Here is a 26,495-nt window from a genome sequence, read left to right on the forward strand (position 1 = left end):
AGACGCGATGAACGACCCGCAAGCACAGCAATACGTGTTCGACGTGGTGGTCGTCGGTTCGGGCGCGGGCGCGCTGCTCGCCGCGTGCCGCGCGGCCGACCGCGGCCTGTCCGTCGTCGTGATCGAGAGGACGGCGCTGTACGGCGGCACGTCGGCCGTGTCGGGCGGCGGCATCTGGGTGCCGTGCAACCACCATATCGCCGAGCTGGGCGCGACCGATTCGCGCGAGGCCGCGCGCGGCTACATCGAAGCCTGCGTGGCCGGCGCGTCGACGCCCGAGAAGCTCGACACGTATCTCGACCGCGCGCCGGAGATGCTGCGCTACCTGGAATCGAAGACCCCGGTGCGCTACCAGTCGCTGCCGAAGTACGCGGACTATTTCCAGAAGGTGCCGGGCGCGATGCCGGGTTATCGCGCGCTCGATCCGCTGCCGTTCGACGGCGCGCTGCTCGGCGACGAGCTCGACCGGCTGCGGCCGCCGTCGCCCGGCACGCTGATCGGCGGGCGCGTGGCGGTGACGTCGAAGGAAGCGCACACGCTGTTCTCGCGCGGGCCCGGCTTCATGAAGCTCGCGATCGCACAGTTCGGCCGTTACTGGCTCGATATCGGCATGCGCCGCCGCACGCGGCGCGACCGGCGCCTGACGCTCGGCAACGCGCTGATCGGCGGGCTGCGCCGCGCGCTGCTCGAGCGCAACGTGCCGGTGTGGCTCGACACGCCGATGCGCGACCTGCTCGACGCGGACGGCCGCGTGACGGGCGTGCGCGCGCAGCGTTTCGGGCAGCCCGTGACGATCGCCGCGCGACGCGGCGTGATCCTCGGCGCGGGCGGTTTCGAGCGCAACCAGCCGATGCGCGAACGCTACCTGCCGCAGCCGACGCAGGCGCAGTGGAGCGCGACGCCGCCTGCCAACACCGGCGATGCGATCGCCGAAGGCCATCGGCTCGGCGGCGCGCTGGCGCTGATGGAGCACGTGTGGGGCGCACCGACGGTCGGGGTCGCCGGCGAGGAGAAACAGCGCGCGCTGTTCGTCGAACGCAACCTGCCGGGCTGCGTGATCGTCAACAGCCTCGGCAAGCGCTTCGTCAACGAAGCCGCGCCGTATTCCGAATTCGTGCCGGCGATGTATCGCGACCATGCGCGCACCGGTGCGAGCGTGCCCGCATGGATGGTGTTCGACGCGCGGTTTCGCCGCAAGTATCCGTGCGGGCCGATCATGCCGGCGTCGATGATGCCCGATGCGCGGATTCCGGCGGCGTTTCGCGACGTGCTCGTGAAGGCCGACACGATCGACGCGCTGGCCGCGCGCATCGGCGTCGACGCGGCCGGGCTGCACGACACGCTGCGCGACATGGCGCGCTACGCGGCGACCGGAATCGACGAGGCGTTCGGCAAGGGCGACAACGCGTTCGACACGTACTACGGCGATCCGCGGAACGAGCCGAACCCGTGCCTCGGGCCGGTCGATCAGGCGCCGTTCTACGCGGTGCGGATCGACGCGGGCGACATCGGCACGAAGGGCGGGCTCGTCACCGACGCGCTGGCCCGCGTGCTGCGCGCCGACGGCGAGCCGATCGCCGGCCTTTACGCGATCGGCAACACCAGCGCGTCGATGATGGGCGCGAGCTACCCCGGCGCGGGCTCGACGCTCGGCCCGGCGATGACCTTCGGTTTCATCGCCGCCGACCACCTGGCCGCGCACGCGACCGACGCCGGCGCCCGGCCGGCCCGGCCATCCACGACTGAACTTGACGGAGTCCAAAGATGAGCGATCTCACCCCCCATCCGCTGCGCACCGACATGCTGCTCGCGATGCGCCGCCTCGCGCGCTCCGTCACGGTCATCAGCAGCGCGCACGACGGCCGGCGCTACTCGATGTCCGCGACGGCGGTCGATTCGCTGTCGACCGATCCGCCTTCGCTGCTGATCTGCATCAACCGCACCGCGTCGCTGTATCCGCCGCTCGATGCGGGCGCACCGTTCTGCGTGAACGTGCTGTCGGCCCGCCACGAAGGCATCGCGATCGACTGCAGCGGCCGGCTGAAGGGCGAAGCGCGCTTCACGACCGGCGACTGGCACACGTCGCCGCACGGCGTGCCCTATCTGCGCGATTCGCAGGCGAGCCTCGTTTGCGAGCAGGACGGCCGCTTCGAATACGGCACGCATACGGTGTTCATCGGGCGCATTCGCGAGGTGCTGATGTGCGGCGACGTCGATCCGCTCGTCTATCTCGACGGCGCCTACACGACGCCCGGCGCGCCGGTGGCCCGTGCGGCCGCGTGACGTGAGGAGCCGGCGATGAGCGATTCGCGCTTCCATCGGCTGACCGTCGCCGAAGTGATTGCCGAAAGCGACGACGCGTGCTCGTTCGTGTTCGACGTGCCGGCCGCGTTGCGCGACGCATTCGCGTACCGGCCCGGGCAGTTCCTGACGCTGAACGTGCCGTGCGCGGACGCAACCGTTGCGCGCTGCTATTCGCTGTCGAGCGCGCCCGGCATCGACGCCGCGCCGAAGATCACCGTCAAGCGCGTGCGCGACGGCCGGGCGTCGAACTGGCTGTGCGACCGCGTGCGGGCGGGCGACACGCTCGAGGTGCTGCCGCCGGCCGGCGTGTTCACGCCGCGCGCACTCGACGGCGACCTGCTGCTGTTCGCGGGCGGCAGCGGCATCACGCCCGTGCTGTCGATCCTGAAATCGGCGCTCGTGCACGGGCGCGGGATGCTGACGCTGATCTACGCGAACCGCGATGAACGCTCGGTGATTTTCCGCGACGAACTGCAGCAGCTCGTGCAGCGCCATCCCGGGCGCGTGCGCGTGATTCACTGGCTCGACAGCGTGCAGGGCATTCCGCAGCAGCGCCATCTCGAGGAACTCGCGCGGCCGTTCAGCCGGCAGGAGACGTTCATCTGCGGGCCCGCGCTGTTCATGGAGAACGCGCTGGCCGCGATGCTCGGCCTCGGGCTGCCGCGTGCGCGCGTGCATGTCGAGCGGTTCGCGTCGTTGCCCGATGCACCGGCGCAGGCCGCGACTACAGCGGCAACGGCGGCAGCGTCGGCGCCCGGCGACGGTGCGGCGATCGAGACGGTGCTCGACGGCGACGCGTTCGCGTTCGACAGCGCGCCCGGCGAAACGCTGCTCGACGCGATGCTGCGCGCGGGTGTGCCGGCGCCGAATTCCTGCCGGATGGGGCAATGCGGCGCGTGCATGTGCCGGATCGAGCGCGGCGAGGTCGCGCTCGACAGCAACCACGTGCTCGACGACGACGAGATCGCGGCCGGCTGGACGCTCGCCTGTTGCGCACGGCCCGCGAGCGATGCACTGCGCGTGGTGTTTCCCGACTGAGCCGACGCGCGCCGGCGGCGCGCACGGCCACCCTGATCTATGACGATGGACAACGAAATCCTGACCACGCCCGCGCTGATCGCGCGGGCAGCCGCGCGCCACGGCGCGCATCCGGCGATCGAGTCGGAGCACGGCCGGCTGACCTACGCGGAACTCGACACGGCCCGCCTCGACGCGGCTCGCGCGCTGCTCGCGAGCGGCATCGAGGCCGGCGACCGCATCGCGGTATGGGCGCCGAACCTGCCGCAATGGATCGTCGCGGCGCTGGCGATCCACACCGTCGGCGCGATCCTCGTGCCGGTCAACACGCGGATGAAGGGGATGGAGGTGGGCGGCATCCTGCACGACGGCGGCGCGCGGCTGCTGTTCTGCTGCGGCACGTTCCTCGGCGAATCCTATCCGGCGATGCTCGCGCCGCACCGCCCCGCGACGCTCGAACGTGTCGTCGTGTTCGATGGCGAACCGCCGCGCGGCGCGCATGACGAGACCTGGAACGCGTTCCTCGCGCGCGGCGCCGAGGTGCCGCTGGACGCGGTGCGCGAACGCGAGGCACAAGTGACGCCCGACACCGTGATGGACCTGATGTTCACGTCCGGCACGACGGGCCGCCCGAAGGGCGTGATGACCGCGCACGGCCAGAACCTGCGCGCCGCGCAGGCATGGGCGGCGATCGCCGGCGTGCGTCCTGACGACCGCTACCTGATCGTCAATCCGTTCTTCCACACGTTCGGCTACAAGGCGGGCTGGCTCGCCGCGCTGTCGAGCGGTGCGACCGTGCTGCCGCATCTCGTGTTCCAGCCGGCCGACGTGCTGCGGCGCGTTGCCGTCGACCGCATATCGGTACTGCCCGGCCCGCCGACGCTGTACTACGCGCTGCTCGACGCGCCCGATCGGGCGACGCACGACCTGTCGTCGCTGCGGATCGCGGTCACGGGCGCGGCGGCGATCTCCCCGAGCCTGATCGAACGGATGCGCGCCGAGCTCGGCTTCGAGACGGTGCTGACCGGCTACGGGCTGACCGAATCGTGCGGCTTCGCGACGCTGTGCCGTCAAGGCGACGATGCGCAGACGGTCGCCTGTACGTCCGGCCGGCCGATGCCGGATGTCGAATTACGCATCGCGGGGCCGGGCGGCGCGCCGCTCGGGCCGGACGAGACCGGCGAGATCTGGGTGCGCGGCTACAACGTGATGCGCGGCTATTTCAACCAGCCGGACGCGACGCGCGAAACCGTCGATCCCGATGGCTGGCTGCATACGGGCGATCTCGGCTGCGTCGACGCGAACGGCAACCTGAAGATCACCGACCGCATCAAGGACATGTTCATCGTCGGCGGCTTCAACTGCTATCCGGCAGAGATCGAGCGGCTGCTCGCCGCGCATCCGGCGATCGCGCAGGTCGCGCTGGTCGGCGTGCCCGATACGCGGCTCGGCGAGGTCGGGCACGCGTATGTCGTGCTGCGGCCGGGCGCGCATGCCGACGCCGACGAATTGAACGACTGGGCGCGCCGCAACATGGCGAACTACAAGGTGCCGCGCTATTTCACGTTCGTCGGGCAACTGCCGACGAGTGCGGCCGGGAAGGTGCTGAAGTACCGCCTGCGGGCGGGGACCGAGGCGGCGGCCTGAGCGCCGCCGTACACGAACGGGATGAACGCATGAACGACAACGGGTTTCCGCAGGGTGCGGTGCTGGTGTTCGGCGGCAGCGGCGGGATCGGGCAGGGTGTCGCGCTCGAGTTCGCGCGGGCCGGCGTGCCGGTCGCGGTGGGCTACCGCAGCAAGGCCGACGTGGCCGAGCGGGTCGCGCGCGACATTCGCGGCGAGGGTGTCGCGGCCACCACGCACTGCGTGGACGTGACCGATCCCGCACAGGTCGACGCCGCGTTCGCGGCCGCGATCGGCGCGCATGGCCGCGTGCACACGGTGGTCTGGGCGGCCGGGCCGTTCGTGAACCAGCGTCATATCGGCGACATGACGCACGACGACTGGCGCCGCGCGATCGACGTCGAGACGATCGGCTTCTTCGTGGCGGCGAAGGCCGCGCTGCCGCACTTCCGTGCGTCGGGCGGCGGATCGTTCGTGACGCTCGGGTCGGCCGGGCATCTGCGCTGGCCCGACCGCGACGGGCTGTCGGTCGCACCGAAGGCGGCGAACGAGGCGCTGGTGAAAGGGCTGGCGCGCGAGGAAGGGCGCTACGACATTCGCGCGAATTCGATTCTGGTCGGCGTGATCGAGGCCGGGATGTTTCCGGTGCTGCTCGAACAGGGGCAGTTCGACCAGGCGTGGATCGACGAGACGCAGAAGATGCTCGCGCTCAAGCGCTGGGGGAAGGCGCACGATGTCGGGCGGGCGGCGGTGTTCCTGGCGTCGGATCGGGCTGGTTACATTACCGGGCAGCAGTTGAATGTTTCGGGTGGGTATGGGGTGTAGCGCGGAGATTGACACATCGGAAGGGCCGCTCGTTGCGAGCGGCCTTTTGCATGACGGAGCCCGGGTAATTCCTGCCGCGTCGCGGCAGATGTCGGCACGGACTTGCCGATGCCGTCAGGTGTCGAATCAGCGTGAGCTCGATGCCCCCGGCGACAGGAAATCGGTTGCGTTTTTGCCCAGCGTGATGCCCGGACGTTCCACGAATCGGTGGATGAGTGTCGATATCAGGAACGAGCCCGGTAAAGTAACTGCCAGCAGGACGAGCGTCCTGAGGTTGCCGTGCGCGGCCAAGCTGGGAAACGCACCGGACAGCGCTAATCCGGTAAACGAAATAAAGAAGCCGTGAAAAAGATACATGCCGTATGAAGCGTCGGACATCGCGTGGGCAATCCGTCCGCCGAGGATTTTGTCGATGGGCTGCAGCAGCGATGACACGGATTGACTGTTGACCGTCAGCCCATAGAGCGATGCGGAAATGACCGGAAGTACCCAGGACTGGGTTGCGTAGCTCGACGTTTGAGCGAACGGCAAAAGCAACGCCAGCATGCCGATCAGGATCGTTGCGATTCTGCCGGTGCCGAATGGAATTTCGGCGATGAGCATGCCGGTCACGAACAGCGAGAGCTTCAATGGCAGGAAGCCCGGCTCGGGATATACGCCCGAGAGCGCGTGGCTTGCAGCGAGCGCGATGATCGCCAATCCGACCGACGCGGCCAATGGACCGATTTTTCGCATCAGCAGATAGAGCAACGGAAAGATGAGATAGAACTGCATCTCGAGGCTGAGACTCCAGTCGGGAAGCATGGTCGCAAACGTGTATTTCGGTACTGCGCCGAAAACGAACGTGGCATGCGCGAGCAGGTTGGCTGCGGTGAATTTGATCGTGTAGGGATCGTAAGTGCCGCCGACTCCCCAGAACTCCGGGTTCATCAATTGCAGGGCCTTGTAGCCGTCGAGAAAAGGTGCCGACGCGACGACCGCGAACGCGAGCGACAGGTAATAGGCCGGCGCAATGCGAAAGTACCTGCGGATATAGAACCGGATCCAGGTAGCGGGCTGCGTCATGGGCTCGACCGATGCCCGGCGACGGGCATTGTAGGCCATCAGAAAGCCCGATATCGTCATGAACAGATCGACAGCGATTTTCGGGTCCGGTATTGCGGTAAGCGTCCAGCCACCCCAGATCATGCAATGGGCGATCACGACCCAGGTCGCGGCAACGCCGCGCAAGCCGTTCAGGTAGGGGACGTCGCTCGGTATCCTGAAGTCGCGGGGAATCGGAGTGCGCGGTTGCGCACCCGTGTCATTCTGATGGATTGTCACTGATGTATCGGCTAAAGCTTCTGGATCACACAACCGATGTAGTCGGAATGATCGGGAGACAGTTCAACGATTCGCGCGGTGCCTTCAATCGCCTGCGAGACACTGAAGGTGTCCGTTCGGTCTGAAATCCTGAAGTCGCGCCCTTCGACGTGGAAGTTCCATTGATGGAAGCCTTCCCAGTTCTCGGTCAACGCTTCGTTAGCTGCATGCTCCGTCGCGACGTAGCCGCCGGGTTTCGTCACGGCGATCATTTGCCGAAACGCTTCGATCGGATTGTAGCTATGGTCGAGCGTGTTCTTCGCATACGTCAGGTCGAATGTATTCTGCGGGAACATCGTGCTCAGGCATTCGCTTTCACACTGTCGGGTTTTGATAAGAGGGAGCCCGGCGGGGAAGTTCAGGCGGCTGTACAGGTCGCCCAGCGCGTCGACCGCGGTGATATTCAGCGGTATGCCGTTCATTTTCTTGCCAAGCACCGTCATTGGGCCGGCGCCTACGTCGAGGATCTTCGGGTTCCGGATGCCGTTCAGAAGCTCGGCGATCCATTCGTGTATTTCGGTATCGGGGTTGATACGGAACTGAAAGTCTTCCGGCCATGCACCACCCTTCGTCTCCAACCACTTTGACCAGAATTCGATTTCGTTATCGATTCCGCTAGACCACTGCATTTTTCGCATTGTGTCCGCCCAGAGGGTATGGACGGACGATTCTATCATCCGATTGCAAGTTGTCCCGGACGCTGAAATTTCAGGCATCGCAACAATCCGTACCGCGTTTCGATTCCGCGCTGCGTACCGATCGGACTGCGATTCGCGCACTGGTTCTTTCGCGTGACCCCGGGAGTCAGCACGCGCGAGCATCCGTATTCACCCTGCCTCGTCGCGGACGATTACGCATCTGCATTGTGTGCCAAGGCTCGAGGTCACTTCTTTGCAACGCTTTCTTCAATACATTTCGCCACAAACGATTGACTGCAACGACGACTCACACCTGCTGAGGGCTGTCCAGCCTTGACCAACGAGCGTTGCGACATCGATGAGCGACACGCCGGATCGCACGCTCCGGCATCGTCTGCCGAATAAGGATGCGTTCCTGAAACATTTCCTCCGATTACAACCGGCGTGAGCTTCCGTGTTTTGCGGTGACCCTTGTCCCGCTTCGATTTGCGCCGCATGGCACGTGCCTTGCGGTTGACCCGGTGCCGCTGGCGCAAACGAATTTCGCGAGAACGACGAACGCGTCGGCGGCATGCAACGACATCGAAACAAACGGGGAATCGGATCGGGCCGCGGGGGCCGCCTGTCACGGCGTACCAGCCGCGCATGTCATATCGGTCATGCGCATGGGCAACGTGTTCCCGATCCGTCGAACAGCAAGCGTGCTTGCAAGGTGTCGTGCCGGGGTTCGCATCACGCATGGCGACGCAGGCCGCATGCGTTGGCGAGGCGCGCCCGGCACATGTCGGGGGAGGCGCCCGTGAAAACGACAGTGAACCAATGGGCATTCGTCGCGGTGGTGTTTGCCGCGAGTGCGCATGCGCAGGAAATCTACCTGCAGGGCGGTACGCAGGGCGTCGGCATCGGCGCGGCCGTGAGCTTCAATTCGATGCTCGGTGCGCATGCGGATTTCAATGCGATCGATCTTTCGCATGACTTCACGGTGGCCGGCAATCGCTACCAGGACGACCTGAAGCTGCGCCAGGGCGGCTTGTACGCGGACATCTTTCCGTGGCGAGGCAGCGGCTTCCGCGCGACGCTCGGGCTACGCTTCAACGACGACGAGCTTCGCGGCGTATCTGTGCCGACCAATGGCACTTACGTGTTCGGCGGCAAGCGTTATCCGGCGCTGCCGGGGATGTACGCGGTGGCCGAAGCGCGCTATCCGACCGTGATGCCGTACTTCGGGATCGGTTACGGGCACCGGCCGGCGTCGAAAGGGTTGGGATTCGTCGCCGATCTCGGCGTTGCGTACGGGATACCGAAATGCTCGTACACGCTGTCGCCGGAACTGGCGGCCGCGGCCGGGCCCGCGAAGAGCCAGATCCTGGCCGCGAGCGGGCTGGATTCGCTGCGGCAGGTGATGTCGCGCTACCGGTGGTATCCGGTGTTGCAGATCGGCATTTCGTATCGGTTCTGAGCGGCGGGGCGTCGTTGCGTGTGCCGGGCGGGGAATGGCCGGCATCGCCGATCAGGCCGGGCCAACGGATGTCGGCACGCGAGGGCCGACGATCCTCGCGAGCACCGCGCGCGGAGTCGGTGAATGCAGCCGTCCCGCATCGATCGGCGCGCGCCCGCGCAGGCCGTTCAGCCGTGACTAGCCGATCGGCCGTCTTTCCCGCCGTTCCGATCCGGCTTACCTTTTCAAACAGCAGTTCGACGTGTCGGGCGAGCGGCGCATGCCGAAAGGGTTCATGCGGCCCGTTGCCGTTCGCTAACGCCGACCACCGTCCTCCTTCCGTTGCTGGCGATGATAGCAATGATTGCAATTCCCGGTCATGGCGCTATCATTGATATCAATCTGGATGGAGGGAATCATGGCAAATCTACTGGTGCGTAACGTGGATGACAATATCGTTCAGAGCCTGCGCGAGCGGGCTGCGGCAAATGGCCGGAGTGCCGAGGCCGAACATCGGGCCATTCTGGCCGATGCGCTCGGCCGGCCGAAGCGAAAGACATTTGCGCAAGTGCTGATGAGCATGCCCGATGTCGGCGAAGACGCGGATTTTCAACGTATTCAGGATTCCGGCGAGGCCAGGCGTGTATTTGATTGATACCAACGTCATCAGTGAAATCAGGAAGGGCAAGCGAACCAACCGTGGCGTGCGGGCGTTCTTCAGGCAGGCCGCGGCGGACGCCAGCCCGCTTTACCTGTCCGTCGTGACAGTTGCTGAACTTCGCCGCGGCGTCGACCTGATCCGCCATCGCGGCGATCACCCCCAGGCGTCGGCGCTCGAGGCCTGGGTGGCAACCATCCTGGCCGGCTATGCACCGAACATCCTGCCCGTCGACATCGAGATCAGCCAGACGTGGGGGCATTTGCGCGTGCCCGATCCGACGCACGAACTCGACAAGCTGATCGCGGCCACCGCGCTGATCAACGATCTCACCGTGGTTACGCGCAACGTCGCGGATTTCGCCCGCACCGGCGTCAGGTTGCTGAACCCGTTCGACTGATCCGGGTTGCCGCGTCGCGGCAACCTGTACCGGCTCCCCGTCTCCTTCCGCAGGCATGGCCCGTTCCGCCGGGCTGCCGCGCGCGTCTGCGCCGCTCCGATTCCCCGCCGCCTCTCGTCCCAACAGACGATGTAACACCACCCCCGACCGGCCAGAATCCTTTCACGAACAACGGATTCTGAACCAGGAGGAGGCCGACATGATCGATGTCCGTGCACTTGGCTATGTCGTCGTCGAGGCGACGCGCGTCGATGCGTGGCGCCGCTACGCGGAAGACGTGCTGGGCATGCAGGCGCTCGACGCGCCCGACGGTGCGTTGTACCTGAAGATGGACGAGCGCGATTTCCGCTACGTGATCGTCCCCGGCTCGACCGACCGCTATTTCGCGTCGGGCTGGGAACTGCCCGACGGCGCCGCATTCGACGCCGCGCTTGCGGTGCTGCAGCGGGCAGGCGTCGAGCCGATCCGCGCGACGCCCGCCGAAGCCGCGCTGCGCCGCGTGCAGGCGATGGCGTGGTGCACCGACCCGTCCGGCAACCGCCACGAGCTGTACTGGGGCGCGCGCTGCGATTTCCGCCGTTTCGTGTCGCCGCTGGGTGTTGCGCACTTCGTCACCGGCGACATGGGGCTCGGCCACGCGGTGCTGCCCGCGCCGGAGTTCGACGCGACCGACGCGTTCGTGCGCGGCGTGCTCGGCTTCGAGCTGTCCGACATCTATCGCGTGAAATTCACGCCCGATCCCGCCGAACCTGAAAAGCGCATCCACTTCATGCACTGCCGCAACGCGCGCCATCACAGCCTCGCGCTGTTCGAGATGGCCGTGCCGTCGGGCTGCGTGCACGTGATGGCCGAAGTCGACTCGATGGACGAAGTCGGCCGCGCGCTCGACCGCGTCGCCGCGCACGACGTGAAGATGTCCGCGACGCTCGGCCGTCACTGCAACGACCAGATGATCTCTTTCTACATGAAGACCCCCGGCGGCTTCGATCTCGAATACGGCTTCGGCGGCCTCACGGTCGACTGGTCGAAGCACGCGGTGTTCGAGGCCACGAAGGTGAGCCAGTGGGGCCACGATTTCAGCATCGGATACCGGTAAGCCAGCAGGATGACGATGAAACCTCTCGACAAGACGATGTCCGCGCGCGACGTGGTCGCGCAACTCGCCGACGGCATGACGATCGGCATCGGCGGATGGGGGCCGCGGCGCAAGCCGATGGCGCTGGTGCGCGAAATCGCGCGCTCGAACCTGAAGGACCTGACGATCGTCGCGTACGGCGGCGCCGATGTCGGGCTGCTGTGCGCGGCCGGCAAGGTACGCAAGGTGGTGTTCGGCTTCGTGTCGCTCGACGTGATCCCGCTCGAACCGCAATTCCGTCGTGCGCGTGAACAGGGCCGCATCGACGTGCTGGAACTCGACGAAGGGATGCTGCAGCTCGGCCTGCGCGCGGCCGCCGCCCGGCTGCCGTTCCTGCCGACGCGTGCCGGGCTCGGCACCGCGCTGCTCGATCACGCGCCGCAACTGCGCACGGTGCAGTCGCCTTACGACGACGGCGAAACGCTGCTCGCGATGCCGGCGATCGATCTCGACGTCGCGCTGCTGCACGTGAACGCGGCCGACCGGATGGGCAACACGCGTATCGACGGCCCCGATCCGTTCTTCGACGCGTGGATGGCACGTGCCGCGCAGCGTTGCTACGTGTCGGCGGAAACGGTCGACGCGTCGCTCGCGAGCGAAGACCTCGACGCAGCGAAACGCAATCCGTTCGAGCGCTCGCTCGTCACCGGCGTCGTGCACGCGCCGGGCGGCGCACACCCGACGTCGTGCGGGCCGGCCTACGGCTGGGACCTGCCGCACCTGCGCGCGTACTGCGCCAGTGCGGAAGACGATGCGAAGACGGCGGCGTACCTGCGCGACGTGGTCGGCCAGGACGAACGCCAGTACCTCGAAGGCGTCGGCGGGCTGTCGCACGTGACGACGCTGCCGTTGCCGATTCTGTAAAGGAGCGCCTGTGAGCGAATCTCTCGACCATTCCCTCGCGGAACTGATGATCGTCGCGTCCGCGCGACTCTGGCGCGACGACGGCGAAGTGCTGGCGACCGGCATCGGCACGGGCCCGCGGCTCGCGGCCGGCCTCGCGCGGCTTGCGTACAACAACGGGCTGATGCTGACCGACGGCGAAGCGTATCTCGTCGAGGAGCCGGTGCCGCTCGGCCCGCGCCCCGACGGCTACCGCGTGAAGGCGAGCGGCTGGATGACCTACGAACGCGTGTTCGACTGCCTGTGGCACGGCCGCCGCCACGCGCTCGTGATGCCGACGCAGATCGACCGTTTCGGCCAGGCCAACATCTCGTGGCTCGGCGACGACTACGCGCGCCCGAAAACCCAGCTGCTCGGCGCGCGCGGCTTCCCCGGCAACACGACGAACCACGCGAACTCGTTCTTCGTCAGCGGCCACGGCAAGCGCACGTTCGTCGCGGGCGAAGTCGACATGGTGTGCACGGTCGGCCACAACCCGGCGCGCCGGTTGCCCGGGATGAAAACCTTCGTCGACCTGCGCAGCATCGTCACCGACCTGTGCGTGATGGATTTCGGCGGCCCCGACCACGCGATCCGCGTGCGCTCGCTGCACCCGGGCGTGAGCTTCGACGAGGTGCAGGACGCGACGGGCTTTCCGTTGATCGCGCATCCGGAGCTCGGCACGACGGCCGCGCCGAACGCGGAAGACCTGCGCATCGTGCGCGCGCTCGATCCGCACAACCTGCGCGCGACGATCGTGCGCAACAATCCGGCGCCGCGCCGGGGATGAGGTCCCACATGGAAGCGACCCAGATGACGTTCGGCGACGGTGTCGTCGACTACGCGGTCGACGGCGGCATCGCGACGATCACGATGAACCGCCCCGAGTATCACAACGCGCAGAACTCGAAGATGACGTATGCGCTCGACGCGGCGTTCCGGCGCGCGGCGCACGACGACGCGGTGAAGGCGATCGTGCTCGCGGGCGCCGGCAAGCATTTCTCGGCGGGCCACGATATCGGCACGCCGGGCCGCGACATCCACGAGTCGTTCGATCGCGCATCGCTGTGGTACGACCACGTCGACAAGGACGGCGGCGAATTCCTCTATGCACGCGAGCAGGAGGTCTACCTCGGGATGTGCCGGCGCTGGCGCGACCTGCCGAAGCCGACGATCGCGATGGTGCAGGGCGCATGTATCGCGGGCGGGCTGATGCTCGCGTGGGTGTGCGACCTGATCGTCGCGTCCGAGGATGCGTTTTTCGCCGATCCGGTCGTGCGGATGGGGATTCCGGGCGTCGAGTATTTCGCGCATGCGTACGAACTGAACCCGCGCATCGCGAAGGAATTCCTGTTCCTCGGCGAACGGATGCCGGCCGAGCGTGCGTACCAGATGGGGATGGTCAACCGCGTCGTGCCGCGCGAACGGCTGCACGACGCGACCTATGCGATCGCCGCGAAGGTCGCGACGATGCCGCGCCTCGGGCTCGCGCTGACCAAGCAGGCACTGAATCACGTCGAGGAACTGCAGGGCAAGCGCGCGGCGATGGATGCGGCGTTCGCGTGGCATCACTTCGCGCATGCGCACAACGAGCTCGTGAGCGGCGACCGTCTCGGCGGCTACGACGCGCGCAGCATGGCCAGTTCGCAGCGTCAGCCGAACGGCGTTGATCGCGGCGACGCGCCCGCACCGGTCGCCGTCAACGGAGCGGCCGCATGAGCACGACGCTTCAAGGCCCGCTGCAAACGCCTTTGTGCGACCTGCTCGGCTGCCGTTATCCGATCGTGCAGACCGCGATGGGCTGGGTGGCCGATGCGCGGCTCGTCGCGGCGACCGCGAACGCCGGCGGCTTCGGCTTCCTGGCCGGCGCGACGCTCGAACCCGAGCAGGTCGAGGCCGAGATCCTGAAAGTGAAGTCGCTGACGGACAAGCCGTTCGGCATCAATTTCCACATGTTCCAGAAGAACGCGCAGCAGGTCGTCGAGCTGGCGATCCGGCACCGGCTGCGCGCGGTGAGCTACGGCCGCGGGCCGGATGCAAAGACGATCCGCCGCTTCAAGGACGCCGGCATTGTCTGCATGCCGACCGTCGGCGCACCGAAGCATGCGGTGAAGGCGGTCGAGCTCGGCGCGGACATCGTGACGGTGCAGGGCGCGGAAGGCGGCGGCCACACGGGCTCGGTGCCGACCACGCTGCTGCTGCCGAAGGTGCTCGATGCGGTGCGGGTGCCGGTGGTCGCGGCCGGCGGGTTCTTCGACGGGCGCGGGCTGGCTGCCGCGCTCGCGTACGGCGCGGCCGGCATCGCGATGGGCACGCGCTTCCTGATGAGCGCCGAATCGCCGGTGCCGCGCGAGACGCTCGAACGCTACGTCGCGGTCGGCGACCCGGCGCGCATCCGCGTGTCGGACGCGCTCGACGGGCTGCCGCAACGGATGATCGACAACCCGTACCTGCTGAAGCTCGAACGCTTCGGCCCGCTGCGCCGCACGCTGTTCGCGCTGAAGACGGCCGACGCATGGCGCCGCCAGAACGGCCTGAGCACGGGCGACATGCTCGGCCTCGCGATCAAGGCGCTGCGCTCGCACGACTACACGGCGAGCCAGACGCTGATGGCGGCGAACGCGCCGTTCCTGATCCAGCGCGCGATCGTCGAGGGCCGCCCCGATGAAGGCGTGCTACCGAGCGGCCAGGCGGCCGCGATGATCGGCGTGATCGAACCGTGCGACGCGCTGATCGCACGGATCGTCGCGGAAGCCGGCGAGCGACTCGACGCACTGGCCGCGCTGCGCGGCACGGCGGCAGCGCAGGGCGCATGAACAACATCACAGGGAGGCAATGGAGATGACAGGATCCAACCAACCGGCCGGCGCGATGCCGTTCCGGATCGATCGCGCCGACGGCATCGCCGAACTGGTGATCGCCCATCCACCCGTGAACGCGCTCGACGCGCAGGGCTGGCATGCGCTCTCCCGCGCGCTCGATGCGCTCGGCGAGGACGACGAGGTCCGCGTGATCGTCGTGCGCGGCGAGGGGCGCGGCTTCTGCGCGGGCGTCGACATCAAGGAGCTGGCCGCGCATCCGGAACGGATCGTGGCGGTCAACGCGGGCAATTACGAGACGTTCCGCGCGGTGCACCGCAACCCGAAGCCGGTGATCGCGGCCGTGCACGGTTTCGTGCTCGGCGGCGGGATCGGCATCTGCGGCGCGGCGGACATCGTCGTCGCGGCCGACTGCGCGCGCTTCGGCGTGCCCGAGATCGACCGTGGCGCGATGGGCGGCGGCGCGCACCTGCAGCGGCTGTTCGGCGTGCAGAAGGTGCGCGCGATGTACTTCACGGGCGAGATGATCGACGCGGCCGAAGCATACCGGCTCGGTGCGGTCGAGCAGGTCGTGACGCGCGACACGCTGCGCGACGCGGCGCTCGCGCTCGCCCGCAAGATCGCGGAGAAGAGCCCGGCGATGGTGCGGCTCGCGAAGGAGGCGCTGAACGGCGTCGAGGACGGCGATCTCGAGGACAAGTACCGCTGGGAGCAGGGCTTCACGCTGCAGGCGTACATGACGAACGATTCGACCGAAGCGCGCGCCGCGTTCGTCGAGAAGCGCGACGCGCGTTTCGATGCGCAGGCCACCGTCGAGGAGGCACGTGCATGAACCTGACCTACACGCCGCAGCAACAGGCGTTTCGCGCGGAGATCCGCGAATGGCTCGCCGCGCACGTGCCGCGCGAGCGGCTGCCGAGCTTCGACACCGAGGAAGGCTTCGCCGCGCACCGCGAATGGGAGCGCACGCTGCACTCGGGCCGCTGGAGCATGGTCACGTGGCCGCGCGAGCTGGGCGGGCGCGGCTGCGACCTGATCGAGTGGCTGATCTTCGAGGAAGAGTACTGGCGTGCCGACGCGCCGATGCGCGTGAACCAGAACGGCATCTTCCTGCTCGGCCCGACGCTGATGGATTTCGGCACCGCGGAGCAGAAGGCGCGTTTCCTGCCCGCGATGGCGGCCGGCGAGCACGTATGGGCACAGGGCTGGTCGGAGCCGAATGCAGGTTCCGACATGGCCGCGATTCGCACGACGGCCGCCCGGATCGGCGACGAATACGTGTTGAACGGCCAGAAGATCTGGTCGACGCGCGCGGTGTGGGCCGACTGGCTGTTCGGGCTGTTCCGCAGCGACCCGGAATCGTCACGCCACCACGGGCTCACGTTCCTGATGGTGCCGCTGTCCGCGCCGGGCATCACGGTGCGGCCGATCCGCCAGCTGAACGGGCAGACGGGCTTCGCGGAAATCTTCTTCGACGACGTGCGCGTGCCGGTCGAGAACCGGCTCGCGGCCGAAGGCGCGGGCTGGCAGGTCGCGATGGCGACGGCCGGCTTCGAGCGCGGGCTGATGCTGCGTTCGCCCGCGCGCTTCCAGCGCACCGCGCAGGCGCTGCGCGACCTGTATCTCGCCCATCGCGACAGCGCGGATCGAGATCCGACGCTGCGCGAGCGCGTGGTACAGGCGTGGATGGATGCGCAGGCGTATGCGCTGTCGACCTACGCGACCGCGAGCCGGTTGCTGAAGGGCGGCCATATCGGCGCGGAGTCGAGCACCAACAAGGTGTTCTGGTCGGAGCTCGACCTGCGCATGCACCAGACCGCGCTCGACATTCTCGGCGCGCACGGCGAGGTCGTCCCGCAGACGGCCGCGCAGCACGCGACGCTCGGCCACTGGCTCGACGGCTTCCTGTTCGCGCAGGCCGGCACGATCTACGCGGGCACCAACGAGATCCAGCGGAACATCGTCGCCGAACGGATGCTCGGCATGCCGCGCGCATGACGGCGCCGGCGCCACCCTCACTGAACGGACATCGTATGGATTTCGTATTCGATGAAGACCAGGAAGCGCTCGCGGACAGCGTGAAGCGCCTGCTGATGACCGAGATGACGCCCGAGCTGATCCGCGAGCTCTGGGCCACGCCGACCGGGCGTTCGGACGACCTGTGGGCGCTGTTCGCGTCGCAGGGGCTGACCGCCGTGTCGGTGCCCGAGGCGCACGGCGGCCTCGGCCTGAGCGAAGCGGAATGGGCGCTGCTCGCGCAGACCTACGGTTACTTCGGCAGCCCCGAGCCGTTGCTCGACACGGCGCTCGTCTCGGCCGGCGTGCTCGCGCGGCTGCCGGCGAGCGACTGGCGCGACGCGCTGCTGCGCGACATCGCCGAAGGGCGCGCGCGCGTCGCGCTCGTGCATCCGGCGAACCCGTATGCGGCCGACGTGCACGTCGCGCAGACGCTCCTGTGCGAGCACCGTGGCGAGCTGCACCGCGTCGATCCCGCGCAGTGCGCGTGGCGCGCGGTGGACAGCGTCGACCCGTCGCGGCGGCTGTTCACGCTCGACTGGGAGCCGTCGGCGGCCACGCGCATCGCAGGCGCCGACGAAGCCGCGCCGCTGCTGGACCGTGCGCTCGACCACGGCGCGTTCGCGGTCGCCGCGCAACTGCTCGGCCTCACGCAGCGCGTGCTCGACGTCGCGATCGACTACAGCGCGCAACGCAAGCAGTTCGGCAAGGCGATCGGGTCGTACCAGGCGCTCAAGCATCTGCTTGCCGATGTCGCGATCCGCTACGAGTTCGCGCGGCCGGTGGTCGCGCGCGCCGCGCAGGCGATCGCCGACGATCACCCGCAGCGCGCGGTGTTCGTGTCCCACGCGAAGCTCGCGGCGACGTCGGCCGCGCAGCTCGCCGCGCGTCACTCGATGCAGGTGCACGGGGCGATCGGCTACACGTGGGAGCTCGACCTGCAGATCTTCATGAAGCGCATCTGGGCGCTCTCCGGCAGCTGGGGCGACAGCGCGTTCCACAAGGCCCGCGTGGCCGACGCGATCCTCGGCGACGCGTTGCCGATCGGCCCCGCGCAGACCTTCGACCTCGAGGAATCCAACTGATGAGACAAGCCTATATCGTCGACGCGCTGCGCACGCCGACCGGCCGCCGCAAGGGCGGGCTCGCGCACGTGCATGCGGCCGACCTCGGCGGCTTCGTGCTGAAGACGCTCGTCGAGCGCAACGCGATTCCCGCCGACGAATACGACGACGTGGTATTCGGCTGCGTCGACACGATCGGCCCGCTCGCGGGCAACATCGCACGCACCTGCTGGCTCGCGGCCGGGTTGCCGCTGCAGGTGCCGGGCGTGACGGTCGACCGCCAGTGCGGCTCGTCGCAGCAGGCCGTGCATTTCGCCGCACAGGCCGTGATGAGCGGCGTGCAGGACGTGGTGGTCGCGGGCGGCGTGCAGACGATGACGCAGATCCCGATTTCTTCCGCGATGACCTGCGCGGCCCCGCTCGGCTTCGACGACCCGTTCTCGGGCAGCACCGGCTGGCGCGCGCGCTTCGGCGATGCGCCGGTGTCGCAGTTCGTCGCCGCGCAGCGGATCGCCGATCACTGGAACCTGTCGCGCGATGCGATGGAGCGCTATGCGCTCGAAAGCCATCGCCGTGCGGTCGCCGCGATCGAGGCCGGTCATTTCAAGCGGGAAATCGTGCCGCTCGAAGGCGTACTGCACGACGAGACGCCGCGCCCCGACACGTCGCTGGAAAAGATGGCGACGCTCGAGCCGCTGACGCCGGGCGGCTCGCTGACGGCCGCCGTCGCGAGCCAGACCTGCGACGCGGCCGCGGCGCTGCTGATCGTGTCGGAGGGCGCGTTGAAGCGCTACGGCCTCACGCCGCGCGCGCGCATCCATCACCTGAGCGTGCTGGGCGACGATCCGCTGTGGATGCTCACCGCGCCGATCCCGGCGACGAAGGCCGCGTTGAAGAAGAGCGGGCTCGACTGGTCGCAGATCGACGTCGTCGAGATGAACGAGGCGTTCGCGTCGGTCGCACAGGCGTGGCTGGCCGATACGCGTTTCCCGCATGAAAAGACCAACCCGAACGGCGGCGGCATCGCGCTCGGCCATCCGCTCGGCGCGACCGGTGCGCGGCTGATGACGACGCTGCTGCACGAGCTGGAACGCACCGGCAGTCGTTACGGATTGCAGACGATGTGCGAAGGCGGCGGCCTCGCGAACGTCACGATCATCGAGCGCCTGTGAGCGCGTCACTTTCACGATCTCACGATCCAAGAGGCACCAGCATGGGAATCTGTAACGGACGCACCGTCATCATCACCGGCGCGGGCGGCGGGCTCGGGCGCGAATATGCGCTCGCGTTCGCGGCCGAAGGCGCGGCGGTCGTCGTCAACGACATCCGGCGCGAGGCCGCGCAGGCCGTGTGCGACGAGATCGCACGACGCGGCGGCAACGCGCTTGCGAATGCGGACGACATCACGCGCGTCGAAACGGCGCAGCGGATCGTCGACGCGGCCCGCGAAGCGTTCGGCGATGTGCACGTGCTCGTCAACAACGCGGGCATCTGCCGCGACAAGATGTTCACGAGCATGACCGAAACCGACTGGGACGACGTGATGCGCGTGCATCTGCGTGGCCACTTCTGCCTGTCGAGCGTGCTGGCGCGTGTGTGGCGCGATGCCGCGAAGGCCGGCCACGCGGTCGACGCGCGGATCGTCAACACGAGTTCCGGCGCCGGCCTGCAAGGCTCGATCGGCCAGTCGAACTACGGCGCGGCGAAGGCCGGCATCGCCGCGCTCACGCTGATGCAGGCGGCCGAGTTGCAGCGCTACGGCGTGCGCGTGAACGCGCTCGCGCCGGCCGCGCGCACGTCGATGACCGAAGGCGTGTTCGCCGACATGATGAAGAAGCCCGAGGACGGCGGCTTCGACTATTTCGACCCGGCCAACGTCGCGCCGCTCGTCGTGTGGCTCGGCAGCGCGCTGTCGGCCGACGTGACGGGCCAGGTGTTCGAGGTCGCGGGCGGGATGATCGCGGTCGCGGAAGGCTGGCGCACGGGCCCGAGCGTCGACCGCGGCGCGCGCTGGGCGGCGGCCGAGGTCGGCCCGGCGGTCGCGCGGCTGCTCGCCGACGCGCGGCCCGCGCAGCGCGTGTACGGGAGCTGAGCATGGATCTGGCGCTCACCGACGAACAGGCGATGATCCGCGACGCGGCCGCCGACGTGCTCGCCGAACGCAGCGCGTCCGCCGACGTGCGCCGCGCACTCGAGCAATCGGCCGGCCGCGACGATGCGCTGTGGGCTGCATTGGCGGGCGAACTCGGCTGGAACGCGCTCGCGCTGCCGGAGGCGGCGGGCGGGCTCGGGCTCGGCGCGGTCGAGCAGACGGTGCTGATGGAACAGCTGGGCCGGCGCATCGCGTGCGTGCCGTATTTTTCGACCGCGTGCCTCGCGGCGACCGCGCTGGGCGGCTGCGACACGTCGCTGGCGACCGGCTGGCTCGCGAAGATCGCCGAAGGCGCGTGCAGCGCGACGCTGGCGCTGCCGTTCGACTGGCTATTCGGCGAGCCAGGTGGCGCGCGGGTCGGCCGGCCATATGGCCGGCCGGGTGCCAATGCGTTCGGCGCATCTTTCGGCGACTCGTGCGACGAACCGGCCAGTGCGCGATCGCTTCCGTTCATCGCGGAAGAAACCGCGGCTGGCTTCGCACTGTCCGGCGTCGCAGCACAAGTGCTCGACGGTGCGCGCGCCGACCTGCTGCTGGTTCCGGCGCGGATCGCGAACGAAGGGCAGTCGGTCGGCCTGTTCGCGATCGACATGACCACCGGCGCGGCCGGCGTTGCGGTGACGCCGCTCGACACGCTCGACGCGACGAGGCCGCTCGCACGGATTGCGCTCGACGACGTGCGCGTGAGCCGCGACGCGCTGATTGCAGGCCGCGACGCGGCGCAGGTGCTCGAACGCGCCGCATGGTTCGCGGCGCTCGCGCTGGCCGCCGAACAACTCGGCGGCGCACAGCAATGCCTCGACCTGACGCTCGACTACACGAGCCAGCGCGTGCAGTTCGGCCGCGCGATCGCGTCGTTCCAGGCCGTCAAGCACCGTTGCGCGCAGATGATGGTGCTGATCGAATCGGCGCGCTCGGCCGTGCTCGGCGCCGCGCACGCATGGGACGCGGAAGCCGGCAGCGTGGTGCCGGGCAACGCATTGCGTGCCGACATCGCCGCGGCGAAATCCGCCGCGAACGACGCGTATGCGTTCTGCGCCCAGGAAGCGATCCAGTTGCACGGCGGCGTCGGCTTCACGTGGGAATACGACCCCCATCTCTACTTCAAGCGCGCGCAGGCGTCGGGCGCGCAGTTCGGCAGCACGCCGCAACTGCTCGAATGGATCGCATGCCATGCGATCGAAGGCGGCGCATCGCAGCGTGGCGAAGCGTTCGAGCCACCGGCTGCAGCCGCATCCCGTCCGTCCGCCGCACGCGCAGGAGCCCTTCAATGAACAGCGAAACGCGCGAACAGCAATTGCGGCACGAAGTGGCCGACTGGGTGCAATCGCACCTGACCGGCGAATTCGCGTGCCTGAAATATCGCGGCGGCCCCGGCGACGAGGAAGCGTTTCCCGACCTGCGCAAGGCATGGGAGCGGGAACTGGCGCAGGGCGGCTGGACCGGCCTTGGCTGGCCGACCGCCGCCGGCGGGCGCGGCTTCTCGGTGGCCGAACAGGTGATCTTCCACGAGGAATACGCGCGCGCCGGAGGCCCGGGAAGGATGGGCCACATCGGCGAAGGGCTGCTCGGGCCGACGCTCGTCGCCTGCGGCACCGACGACCAGCGCGCGCGCTTCCTGCCCGGCATTCTCGCCGGCACGCAGTTCTGGTGCCAGGGCTATTCGGAGCCGGGCGCGGGTTCCGACCTGGCCAACGTGCGCACGCGTGCCGAACAGGATGCGGACGGAACGTGGCGCGTCCACGGCCAGAAGGTCTGGACGTCGCTCGCACACGATTCCGACTGGATCTTCGTGCTCGCGCGCACCGATCCCGCGTCGAAGGGCAACAAGGGGCTGTCGTTCCTGCTGATGCCGCTCGACCAGCCGGGCATCGAGATCCGGCCGATCAGGCAGCTCAACGGCGGCGCGGAATTCAACGAAGTGTTCTTCGACGGCGCGCGCGCGGAAGCACGCGACCTCGTCGGCGCGCCCGGCGACGGCTGGCGGATCGCGATGACGCTGCTCGGTTTCGAACGCGGGATGTCGACGCTCGGCCAGCAGATGCAGTTCGTCCGCGAACTCGAATGGGTGATCGACGCCGCGCGCGAATCGGGCGCGGACCGCGACCCGGTGCTGCGGCAGCGGATCGGCCGCGCGTGGGCCGGGCTGCGCGTGATGCGCTACAACGCGCTGCGCATGCTGTCCGGCGCCGACGACGCCGATGGCGGTGCCACCGCGCCGCTGCGCCGCGAGGCATTGATCTACAAGTATTTCTGGTCGAACTGGCACCGCGACCTCGGCCAGCTTGCGATGGATGCGCTCGGGCCCCGCGCGAACGTGATCGATCCGGCCGACGAGAAGCTCACCCATCTGCAGCGCGTATTCCTGTTCTCCCGTGCGGACACGATCTACGCGGGTACCAACGAAATCCAGCTCAACATCATGGCCGAGCGCGGGCTCGGCATGCCCAGGGAACCACGAGGCACAGCATGACCGAACCCCAGATCCAGAAAGCGCCGGCCTACGTGCCGGGCCACCAGCTGCTCGCCGGCAAATCGGTGCTGATCACGGCCGCCGCCGGCGCCGGCATCGGCTTCGCGGCCGCGCGCCGCTGCGCGGAGGAAGGCTGCCGCGCGCTGTTCATCTCCGACATCCACGAAAAGCGCCTCGAACAGGCCGTCGAAACGCTGCGTGCCGAAACGGGGCTGCAACAGGTCTACGGCCGCCTGTGCAACGTCGCGGTGGAGGCCGACGTGCAGGCGCTGGTCGCGGAGGCCCAGGACAAGCTCGACGGCGTCGACGTGCTGATCAACAACGCGGGGCTCGGCGGGTCGACCCGCATCGTCGATATGGACGATGCCGAATGGTCGCGCGTGATCGACATTAGCCTCACCGGGACGTTCCGGATGACGCGCGCGATGCTGCCGCACATGCAGGCCCGCGGCCGTGGCGCGATCGTCAACAACGCATCGGTGCTCGGCTGGCGCGCGCAGGCGGAACAGGCGCACTACGCGGCCGCGAAGGCGGGTGTGATGGCGCTCACGCGCTGCGCGGCGCTCGAGGCGTCGCCCTACGGCGTGCGCATCAACGCGGTCGCGCCGAGCATCGCGATGCACGATTTTCTGAAGAAGTCGGCCCCGGCCGACCTGCTGAATCAACTGGCGTCGCGCGAAGCCTTCGGGCGCGCCGCCGAAGTCTGGGAGGTCGCGAACGTGATGGTGTTCCTTGCAAGCGATTACGCGTCGTACATGACGGGCGAAGTGCTGTCGGTCAGCAGCCAGCACGCATGATGAGCACGACCCTCGACCCCGTGCGCGCGACGCCCCGCGTGTTCGCGCATCCCGGCGAACTCGCGGCGGCCGTCGGCAACACGCTCGGCGCGAGCGCGTGGCTCGCGATCGACCAGATCCGCATCGACGGCTTCGCCGACGCGACCGGCGATCACCAGTGGGTGCACGTCGATCCGGTGCGCGCGAAGGACGGCCCGTTCGGCGCGTGCATCGCGCACGGCTACCTGACGCTGTCGCTCGTCAATCATTTCCTGCCGCAGATCGTGCGCATCGACGGCGCGCGGCTCGGCGTCAACTACGGCTGCGACAGGATCCGTTTCCCCGCGCCGGTGAAGGTCGGCGCGCGCGTGCGCGGCGTCGGCGAGCTGCTGCGCGTCGAGCCGCTCGACGGCGGCGTGCAGGCATGGATTCGCGTGACCGTCGAGATCGAAGGCGAAGCGAAACCCGGCTGCGTGGCCGACACGATCAGCCGTTATTACTTCTAGATTCAGAGAGCCAGCCCATGGAAGACGCAGTCATCGTTTCCGTCGCACGCACGCCGATCGGCAAGGCGTTTCGCGGCATGTTCAACGACACCGAGGCGCCCGCGCTGGGCGGCCACGTGGTGCGCACCGCGCTCGAGCGCGCGGGCGTCGCGCCGGCCGACGTCGACGACGTGCTGATCGGCTGCGCCGCGCAGCAGGGCACGCAGGGCTACAACATCGGCCGCCTGTCGGCGGCGGCGGCCGGGCTGCCGGCTTCGGTGCCCGGCATGGCGATCGACCGCATGTGCTCGTCGGGCCTGATGTCGATCGCGAGCGCCGCGCGCAGCATCGGCGCGGGCGATGCGCGGATCGTCGTCGCGGGCGGCGTCGAGTCGATCTCGCTCACGCAGAACAAGCACAAGAACGCGTATCGCGCGCGTTCGCAGGCCGTGCTCGACCACCAGCCGGCCGCGTACATGGCGATGATGGAGACGGCCGAGATCGTGTCGCGCCGCTACGGAATCTCGCGTGCGGCGCAGGACGAATTCGCGCTGCAGAGCCACCAGCGCACGGCCGACGCCCAGGCGGCCGGCCGCTTCGATGCGGAAATTGCGCCGCTCGACGTGCGGCGCGCGCTGTTCGACAAGGAAGGCAATCCGGCCGGCCACGAGGATCTGCGTGCGGCGCGCGACGAAGGCGTGCGCGCCGACACGACGGCCGAACGGCTCGCGGGGCTGAAGCCGTCGTGGAGCGGCGGCAAGGTCGTCGAGCAGGGCGAGTTCGTGACGGCCGGCAATGCGTCGCAGCTGTCGGACGGCGCGGCGGCCGTGGTCGTGATGTCGCGCAGCGAGGCGCTACGCCGTGGGCTGACGCCGCTCGGCGCGTTCCGCGGCCTCGCGGTGGCCGGCTGCGAGCCCGACGAGATGGGCATCGGCCCGGTGTTCGCGATTCCGAAGCTGCTGGCGCGCTTCGGCATGACCGTCGGCGACATCGGGCTGTGGGAGCTGAACGAGGCGTTCGCGTGCCAGGCGCTGTACTGCCGCGACACGCTCGGCATTCCCGACGCCCGGCTGAACGTCGACGGCGGTGCGATCGCGCTCGGCCATCCGTTCGGGATGTCGGGTACGCGGATGACGATGCACGCACTGCTCGAAGGCGCGCGGCGCGGCGTACGGCACGCGGTCGTGACGATGTGCATCGGCGGCGGGATGGGTGCCGCCGCGCTGTTCGAGGTCGGCGCATAGCGCACGTAGCGCACGTAGCGGACATAGCGGCACGCGGATGGGCCGCGCCGCACACGCGGCGAACCATTCACGAACGACGATTCGAGGCCGCGGCCATGACCGGCGGCCCGGAGACTTGCAGGCGACGGTCGTCGGCGCGCATGCGCCAACGGCCGTCGAACGCAGAAACAGGAGACAAGCAATGAAACGAACCTTGCCCGGACTCGCGATGTCGGCGCTCGTGCTCGGCGCCGCGCTGTTCGCGTTTTCGCCGCGCCCGCTGCCGGCGTTCCCGGTCACCGCGATCCATGCGGACCGGCTGCAGATCAACGGGCTCGCCCGGGCCGGCGCGCGCATCGTCGCGGTCGGCGAACGCGGCGTGATCCTGCTGAGCGACGATTCGGGCGCCCGCTGGCGGCCGGCGTCGGTCACGCCCGACCAGGCATCGACGCTCACGCAGGTGCGTTTCATCACGCCGACGCTCGGGATCGCGGTCGGCCACGACGGCCGGATCGTCCGCAGCGACGACGCCGGCATGCACTGGCGTGAAGTGCACATCGACCATGAGCATTCCGATCCGCTGCTGTCCGTGTGGGGCGCGGCGGGCGGCCCGCTGTTCGCGGCCGGCAGCTTCGGCCAGCTGCTGCGCTCGGACGACGCGGGCCTCACGTGGCAGCCGCTGAAGACGCCGGCCGGCGACCGTCACCTCAACGCGATCGTCGGCGACGGCCACGGCAACCTGCTGGTCGCGGGCGAGAGCGGCACGCTGCTGCGCTCGACCGACAACGGCGCGACGTGGGACAAGCTGCCGTCGCCGTACGCCGGTTCGCTGTTCGGCGCGCTGATGCTCGCGAACGGCGACTGGGTCGCGTACGGGATGCGCGGCAACGTGGTGCGCAGCACCGATCGCGGCGCGACCTGGACGCATGTGGACAGCCACGTGCCGGTGTCGTACTTCGGCGCGACCCAGCTCGCCGACGGCGAACTCGTGCTGGTGGGCCAGGGCGGCGCGATCGTCGCGTCGCGCGACGGCGGGCTGACCTTCGACGTGCGCAAGCTCGGCGGCGTGCAGAGTCTCGCGGCCGTGCTCGACATGGGCCACGGCGCGCTGCTGCTCGGCGGCGAGGCCGGCGTCGCGCCGCTGGCCGGCGCGCTTGCGTCGACGCCGTCGCCGTCCTGACGCCGGCCGCCCGCACCGCCAGC

Annotated in this window: 26 protein-coding genes; 24 read left to right on the plus strand and 2 right to left on the minus strand. The window is 68.6% G+C overall.

Going from position 1 to position 26,495, the window contains the following annotated elements; all coding sequences use genetic code 11:
- The first annotated feature begins 7 nt into the window (after positions 1–7).
- From PQB87_RS25305 to PQB87_RS25325, 5 genes are read left to right on the plus strand one after another with little or no spacing between them, the layout of a single operon-like run.
- The gene (locus tag PQB87_RS25305; RefSeq protein WP_489244198.1) at positions 8–1,768 is read left to right on the plus strand and encodes an FAD-dependent oxidoreductase; all 1,761 of its coding nucleotides are present in this window, start codon (positions 8–10) and stop codon (positions 1,766–1,768) included.
- Positions 1,765–2,283, plus strand: a complete 519-nt coding sequence (locus PQB87_RS25310; RefSeq protein ID WP_021159417.1) for a flavin reductase family protein — start codon at positions 1,765–1,767, stop codon at positions 2,281–2,283. Before PQB87_RS25305 ends, PQB87_RS25310 begins: the two co-directional genes overlap by 4 nt.
- A gap of 15 nt (positions 2,284–2,298) precedes the next feature.
- Complete coding sequence (locus PQB87_RS25315) at positions 2,299–3,342, plus strand: 2Fe-2S iron-sulfur cluster-binding protein (RefSeq protein ID WP_489244199.1); 1,044 nt, start codon at positions 2,299–2,301, stop codon at positions 3,340–3,342.
- Between the two features lie 39 nt (positions 3,343–3,381).
- Positions 3,382–4,968 carry a FadD3 family acyl-CoA ligase gene (locus tag PQB87_RS25320; protein WP_489244200.1) on the plus strand — a complete coding sequence of 529 codons (1,587 nt, stop codon included), beginning with the start codon at positions 3,382–3,384 and terminating at the stop codon, positions 4,966–4,968.
- Between the two features lie 29 nt (positions 4,969–4,997).
- Positions 4,998–5,771, plus strand: a complete 774-nt coding sequence (locus PQB87_RS25325) for an SDR family NAD(P)-dependent oxidoreductase (protein ID WP_060217373.1) — start codon at positions 4,998–5,000, stop codon at positions 5,769–5,771.
- A 126-nt stretch (positions 5,772–5,897) separates the two neighbouring features.
- Here PQB87_RS25325 and PQB87_RS25330 read toward each other — a convergent pair whose 3' ends face one another.
- Both PQB87_RS25330 and PQB87_RS25335 read right to left on the minus strand, forming a co-directional pair.
- Entirely contained in the window at positions 5,898–7,094 is a 1,197-nt protein-coding gene (locus PQB87_RS25330) for an acyltransferase family protein (protein WP_489244202.1), read from the minus strand.
- Positions 7,095–7,105: 11 nt separating this feature from the next.
- A complete protein-coding gene (locus tag PQB87_RS25335) occupies positions 7,106–7,849 on the minus strand; it encodes a class I SAM-dependent methyltransferase (RefSeq protein ID WP_194290317.1) in 744 nt (247 codons plus the stop codon).
- Between the two features lie 703 nt (positions 7,850–8,552).
- Between PQB87_RS25335 and PQB87_RS25340 the strand changes: the two genes are divergently transcribed.
- The 19 genes from PQB87_RS25340 to PQB87_RS25430 all read left to right on the plus strand — a co-directional run bounded on the left by PQB87_RS25340 (position 8,553) and on the right by PQB87_RS25430 (position 26,472).
- Positions 8,553–9,230: a hypothetical protein gene (locus tag PQB87_RS25340; protein ID WP_059683723.1), complete on the plus strand. Its 678-nt coding sequence runs from the start codon at positions 8,553–8,555 to the stop codon at positions 9,228–9,230.
- A 397-nt stretch (positions 9,231–9,627) separates the two neighbouring features.
- Positions 9,628–9,864 carry a FitA-like ribbon-helix-helix domain-containing protein gene (locus PQB87_RS25345; RefSeq protein ID WP_021159426.1) on the plus strand — a complete coding sequence of 79 codons (237 nt, stop codon included), beginning with the start codon at positions 9,628–9,630 and terminating at the stop codon, positions 9,862–9,864.
- Positions 9,797–10,267 carry a type II toxin-antitoxin system VapC family toxin gene (locus PQB87_RS25350; RefSeq protein ID WP_175755016.1) on the plus strand — a complete coding sequence of 157 codons (471 nt, stop codon included), beginning with the start codon at positions 9,797–9,799 and terminating at the stop codon, positions 10,265–10,267. Before PQB87_RS25345 ends, PQB87_RS25350 begins: the two co-directional genes overlap by 68 nt.
- Positions 10,268–10,466: 199 nt before the next feature.
- Positions 10,467–11,363 (plus strand): VOC family protein, encoded by an 897-nt coding sequence (locus PQB87_RS25355; RefSeq protein WP_489244203.1) that lies wholly within the window; start codon positions 10,467–10,469, stop codon positions 11,361–11,363.
- A gap of 9 nt (positions 11,364–11,372) precedes the next feature.
- Positions 11,373–12,266, plus strand: coding sequence for a CoA transferase subunit A (locus PQB87_RS25360; protein ID WP_059683718.1), 894 nt, complete (start codon positions 11,373–11,375; stop codon positions 12,264–12,266).
- 10 nt (positions 12,267–12,276) lie between these two features.
- Complete coding sequence (locus PQB87_RS25365) at positions 12,277–13,074, plus strand: CoA-transferase subunit beta (RefSeq protein ID WP_119337901.1); 798 nt, start codon at positions 12,277–12,279, stop codon at positions 13,072–13,074.
- A gap of 8 nt (positions 13,075–13,082) precedes the next feature.
- Positions 13,083–14,003 (plus strand): enoyl-CoA hydratase, encoded by a 921-nt coding sequence (locus PQB87_RS25370; RefSeq protein WP_489244204.1) that lies wholly within the window; start codon positions 13,083–13,085, stop codon positions 14,001–14,003.
- Positions 14,000–15,100 (plus strand): NAD(P)H-dependent flavin oxidoreductase, encoded by a 1,101-nt coding sequence (locus tag PQB87_RS25375; protein WP_489244205.1) that lies wholly within the window; start codon positions 14,000–14,002, stop codon positions 15,098–15,100. The genes PQB87_RS25370 and PQB87_RS25375 overlap by 4 nt, the downstream gene beginning before the upstream one ends.
- Before the next feature lie 19 nt (positions 15,101–15,119).
- Positions 15,120–15,935: an enoyl-CoA hydratase family protein gene (locus tag PQB87_RS25380; protein WP_059683711.1), complete on the plus strand. Its 816-nt coding sequence runs from the start codon at positions 15,120–15,122 to the stop codon at positions 15,933–15,935.
- The gene (locus PQB87_RS25385) at positions 15,932–17,101 is read left to right on the plus strand and encodes an acyl-CoA dehydrogenase family protein (RefSeq protein ID WP_021159434.1); all 1,170 of its coding nucleotides are present in this window, start codon (positions 15,932–15,934) and stop codon (positions 17,099–17,101) included. Before PQB87_RS25380 ends, PQB87_RS25385 begins: the two co-directional genes overlap by 4 nt.
- A gap of 35 nt (positions 17,102–17,136) precedes the next feature.
- Positions 17,137–18,204 carry an acyl-CoA dehydrogenase family protein gene (locus PQB87_RS25390; protein ID WP_060052538.1) on the plus strand — a complete coding sequence of 356 codons (1,068 nt, stop codon included), beginning with the start codon at positions 17,137–17,139 and terminating at the stop codon, positions 18,202–18,204.
- Complete coding sequence (locus PQB87_RS25395; protein ID WP_489244206.1) at positions 18,204–19,355, plus strand: acetyl-CoA C-acetyltransferase; 1,152 nt, start codon at positions 18,204–18,206, stop codon at positions 19,353–19,355. The genes PQB87_RS25390 and PQB87_RS25395 overlap by 1 nt, the downstream gene beginning before the upstream one ends.
- 41 nt (positions 19,356–19,396) lie before the next feature.
- Positions 19,397–20,275 (plus strand): SDR family oxidoreductase, encoded by an 879-nt coding sequence (locus tag PQB87_RS25400; RefSeq protein ID WP_048025090.1) that lies wholly within the window; start codon positions 19,397–19,399, stop codon positions 20,273–20,275.
- 2 nt (positions 20,276–20,277) lie between these two features.
- Positions 20,278–21,609, plus strand: a complete 1,332-nt coding sequence (locus PQB87_RS25405) for an acyl-CoA dehydrogenase family protein (protein ID WP_489244207.1) — start codon at positions 20,278–20,280, stop codon at positions 21,607–21,609.
- The gene (locus tag PQB87_RS25410) at positions 21,606–22,808 is read left to right on the plus strand and encodes an acyl-CoA dehydrogenase family protein (RefSeq protein ID WP_059650534.1); all 1,203 of its coding nucleotides are present in this window, start codon (positions 21,606–21,608) and stop codon (positions 22,806–22,808) included. Before PQB87_RS25405 ends, PQB87_RS25410 begins: the two co-directional genes overlap by 4 nt.
- Positions 22,805–23,605: an SDR family oxidoreductase gene (locus tag PQB87_RS25415; protein WP_089447760.1), complete on the plus strand. Its 801-nt coding sequence runs from the start codon at positions 22,805–22,807 to the stop codon at positions 23,603–23,605. The genes PQB87_RS25410 and PQB87_RS25415 overlap by 4 nt, the downstream gene beginning before the upstream one ends.
- Positions 23,605–24,090: a MaoC family dehydratase gene (locus tag PQB87_RS25420; RefSeq protein ID WP_111940070.1), complete on the plus strand. Its 486-nt coding sequence runs from the start codon at positions 23,605–23,607 to the stop codon at positions 24,088–24,090. Before PQB87_RS25415 ends, PQB87_RS25420 begins: the two co-directional genes overlap by 1 nt.
- A 17-nt stretch (positions 24,091–24,107) precedes the next feature.
- The gene (locus PQB87_RS25425) at positions 24,108–25,313 is read left to right on the plus strand and encodes an acetyl-CoA C-acyltransferase (protein WP_027791721.1); all 1,206 of its coding nucleotides are present in this window, start codon (positions 24,108–24,110) and stop codon (positions 25,311–25,313) included.
- 181 nt (positions 25,314–25,494) lie between these two features.
- Positions 25,495–26,472: a WD40/YVTN/BNR-like repeat-containing protein gene (locus tag PQB87_RS25430; protein WP_111939991.1), complete on the plus strand. Its 978-nt coding sequence runs from the start codon at positions 25,495–25,497 to the stop codon at positions 26,470–26,472.
- The last annotated feature ends 23 nt before the right edge of the window (positions 26,473–26,495 follow it).

Source organism: Burkholderia sp. KL41, assembly GCF_057005415.2.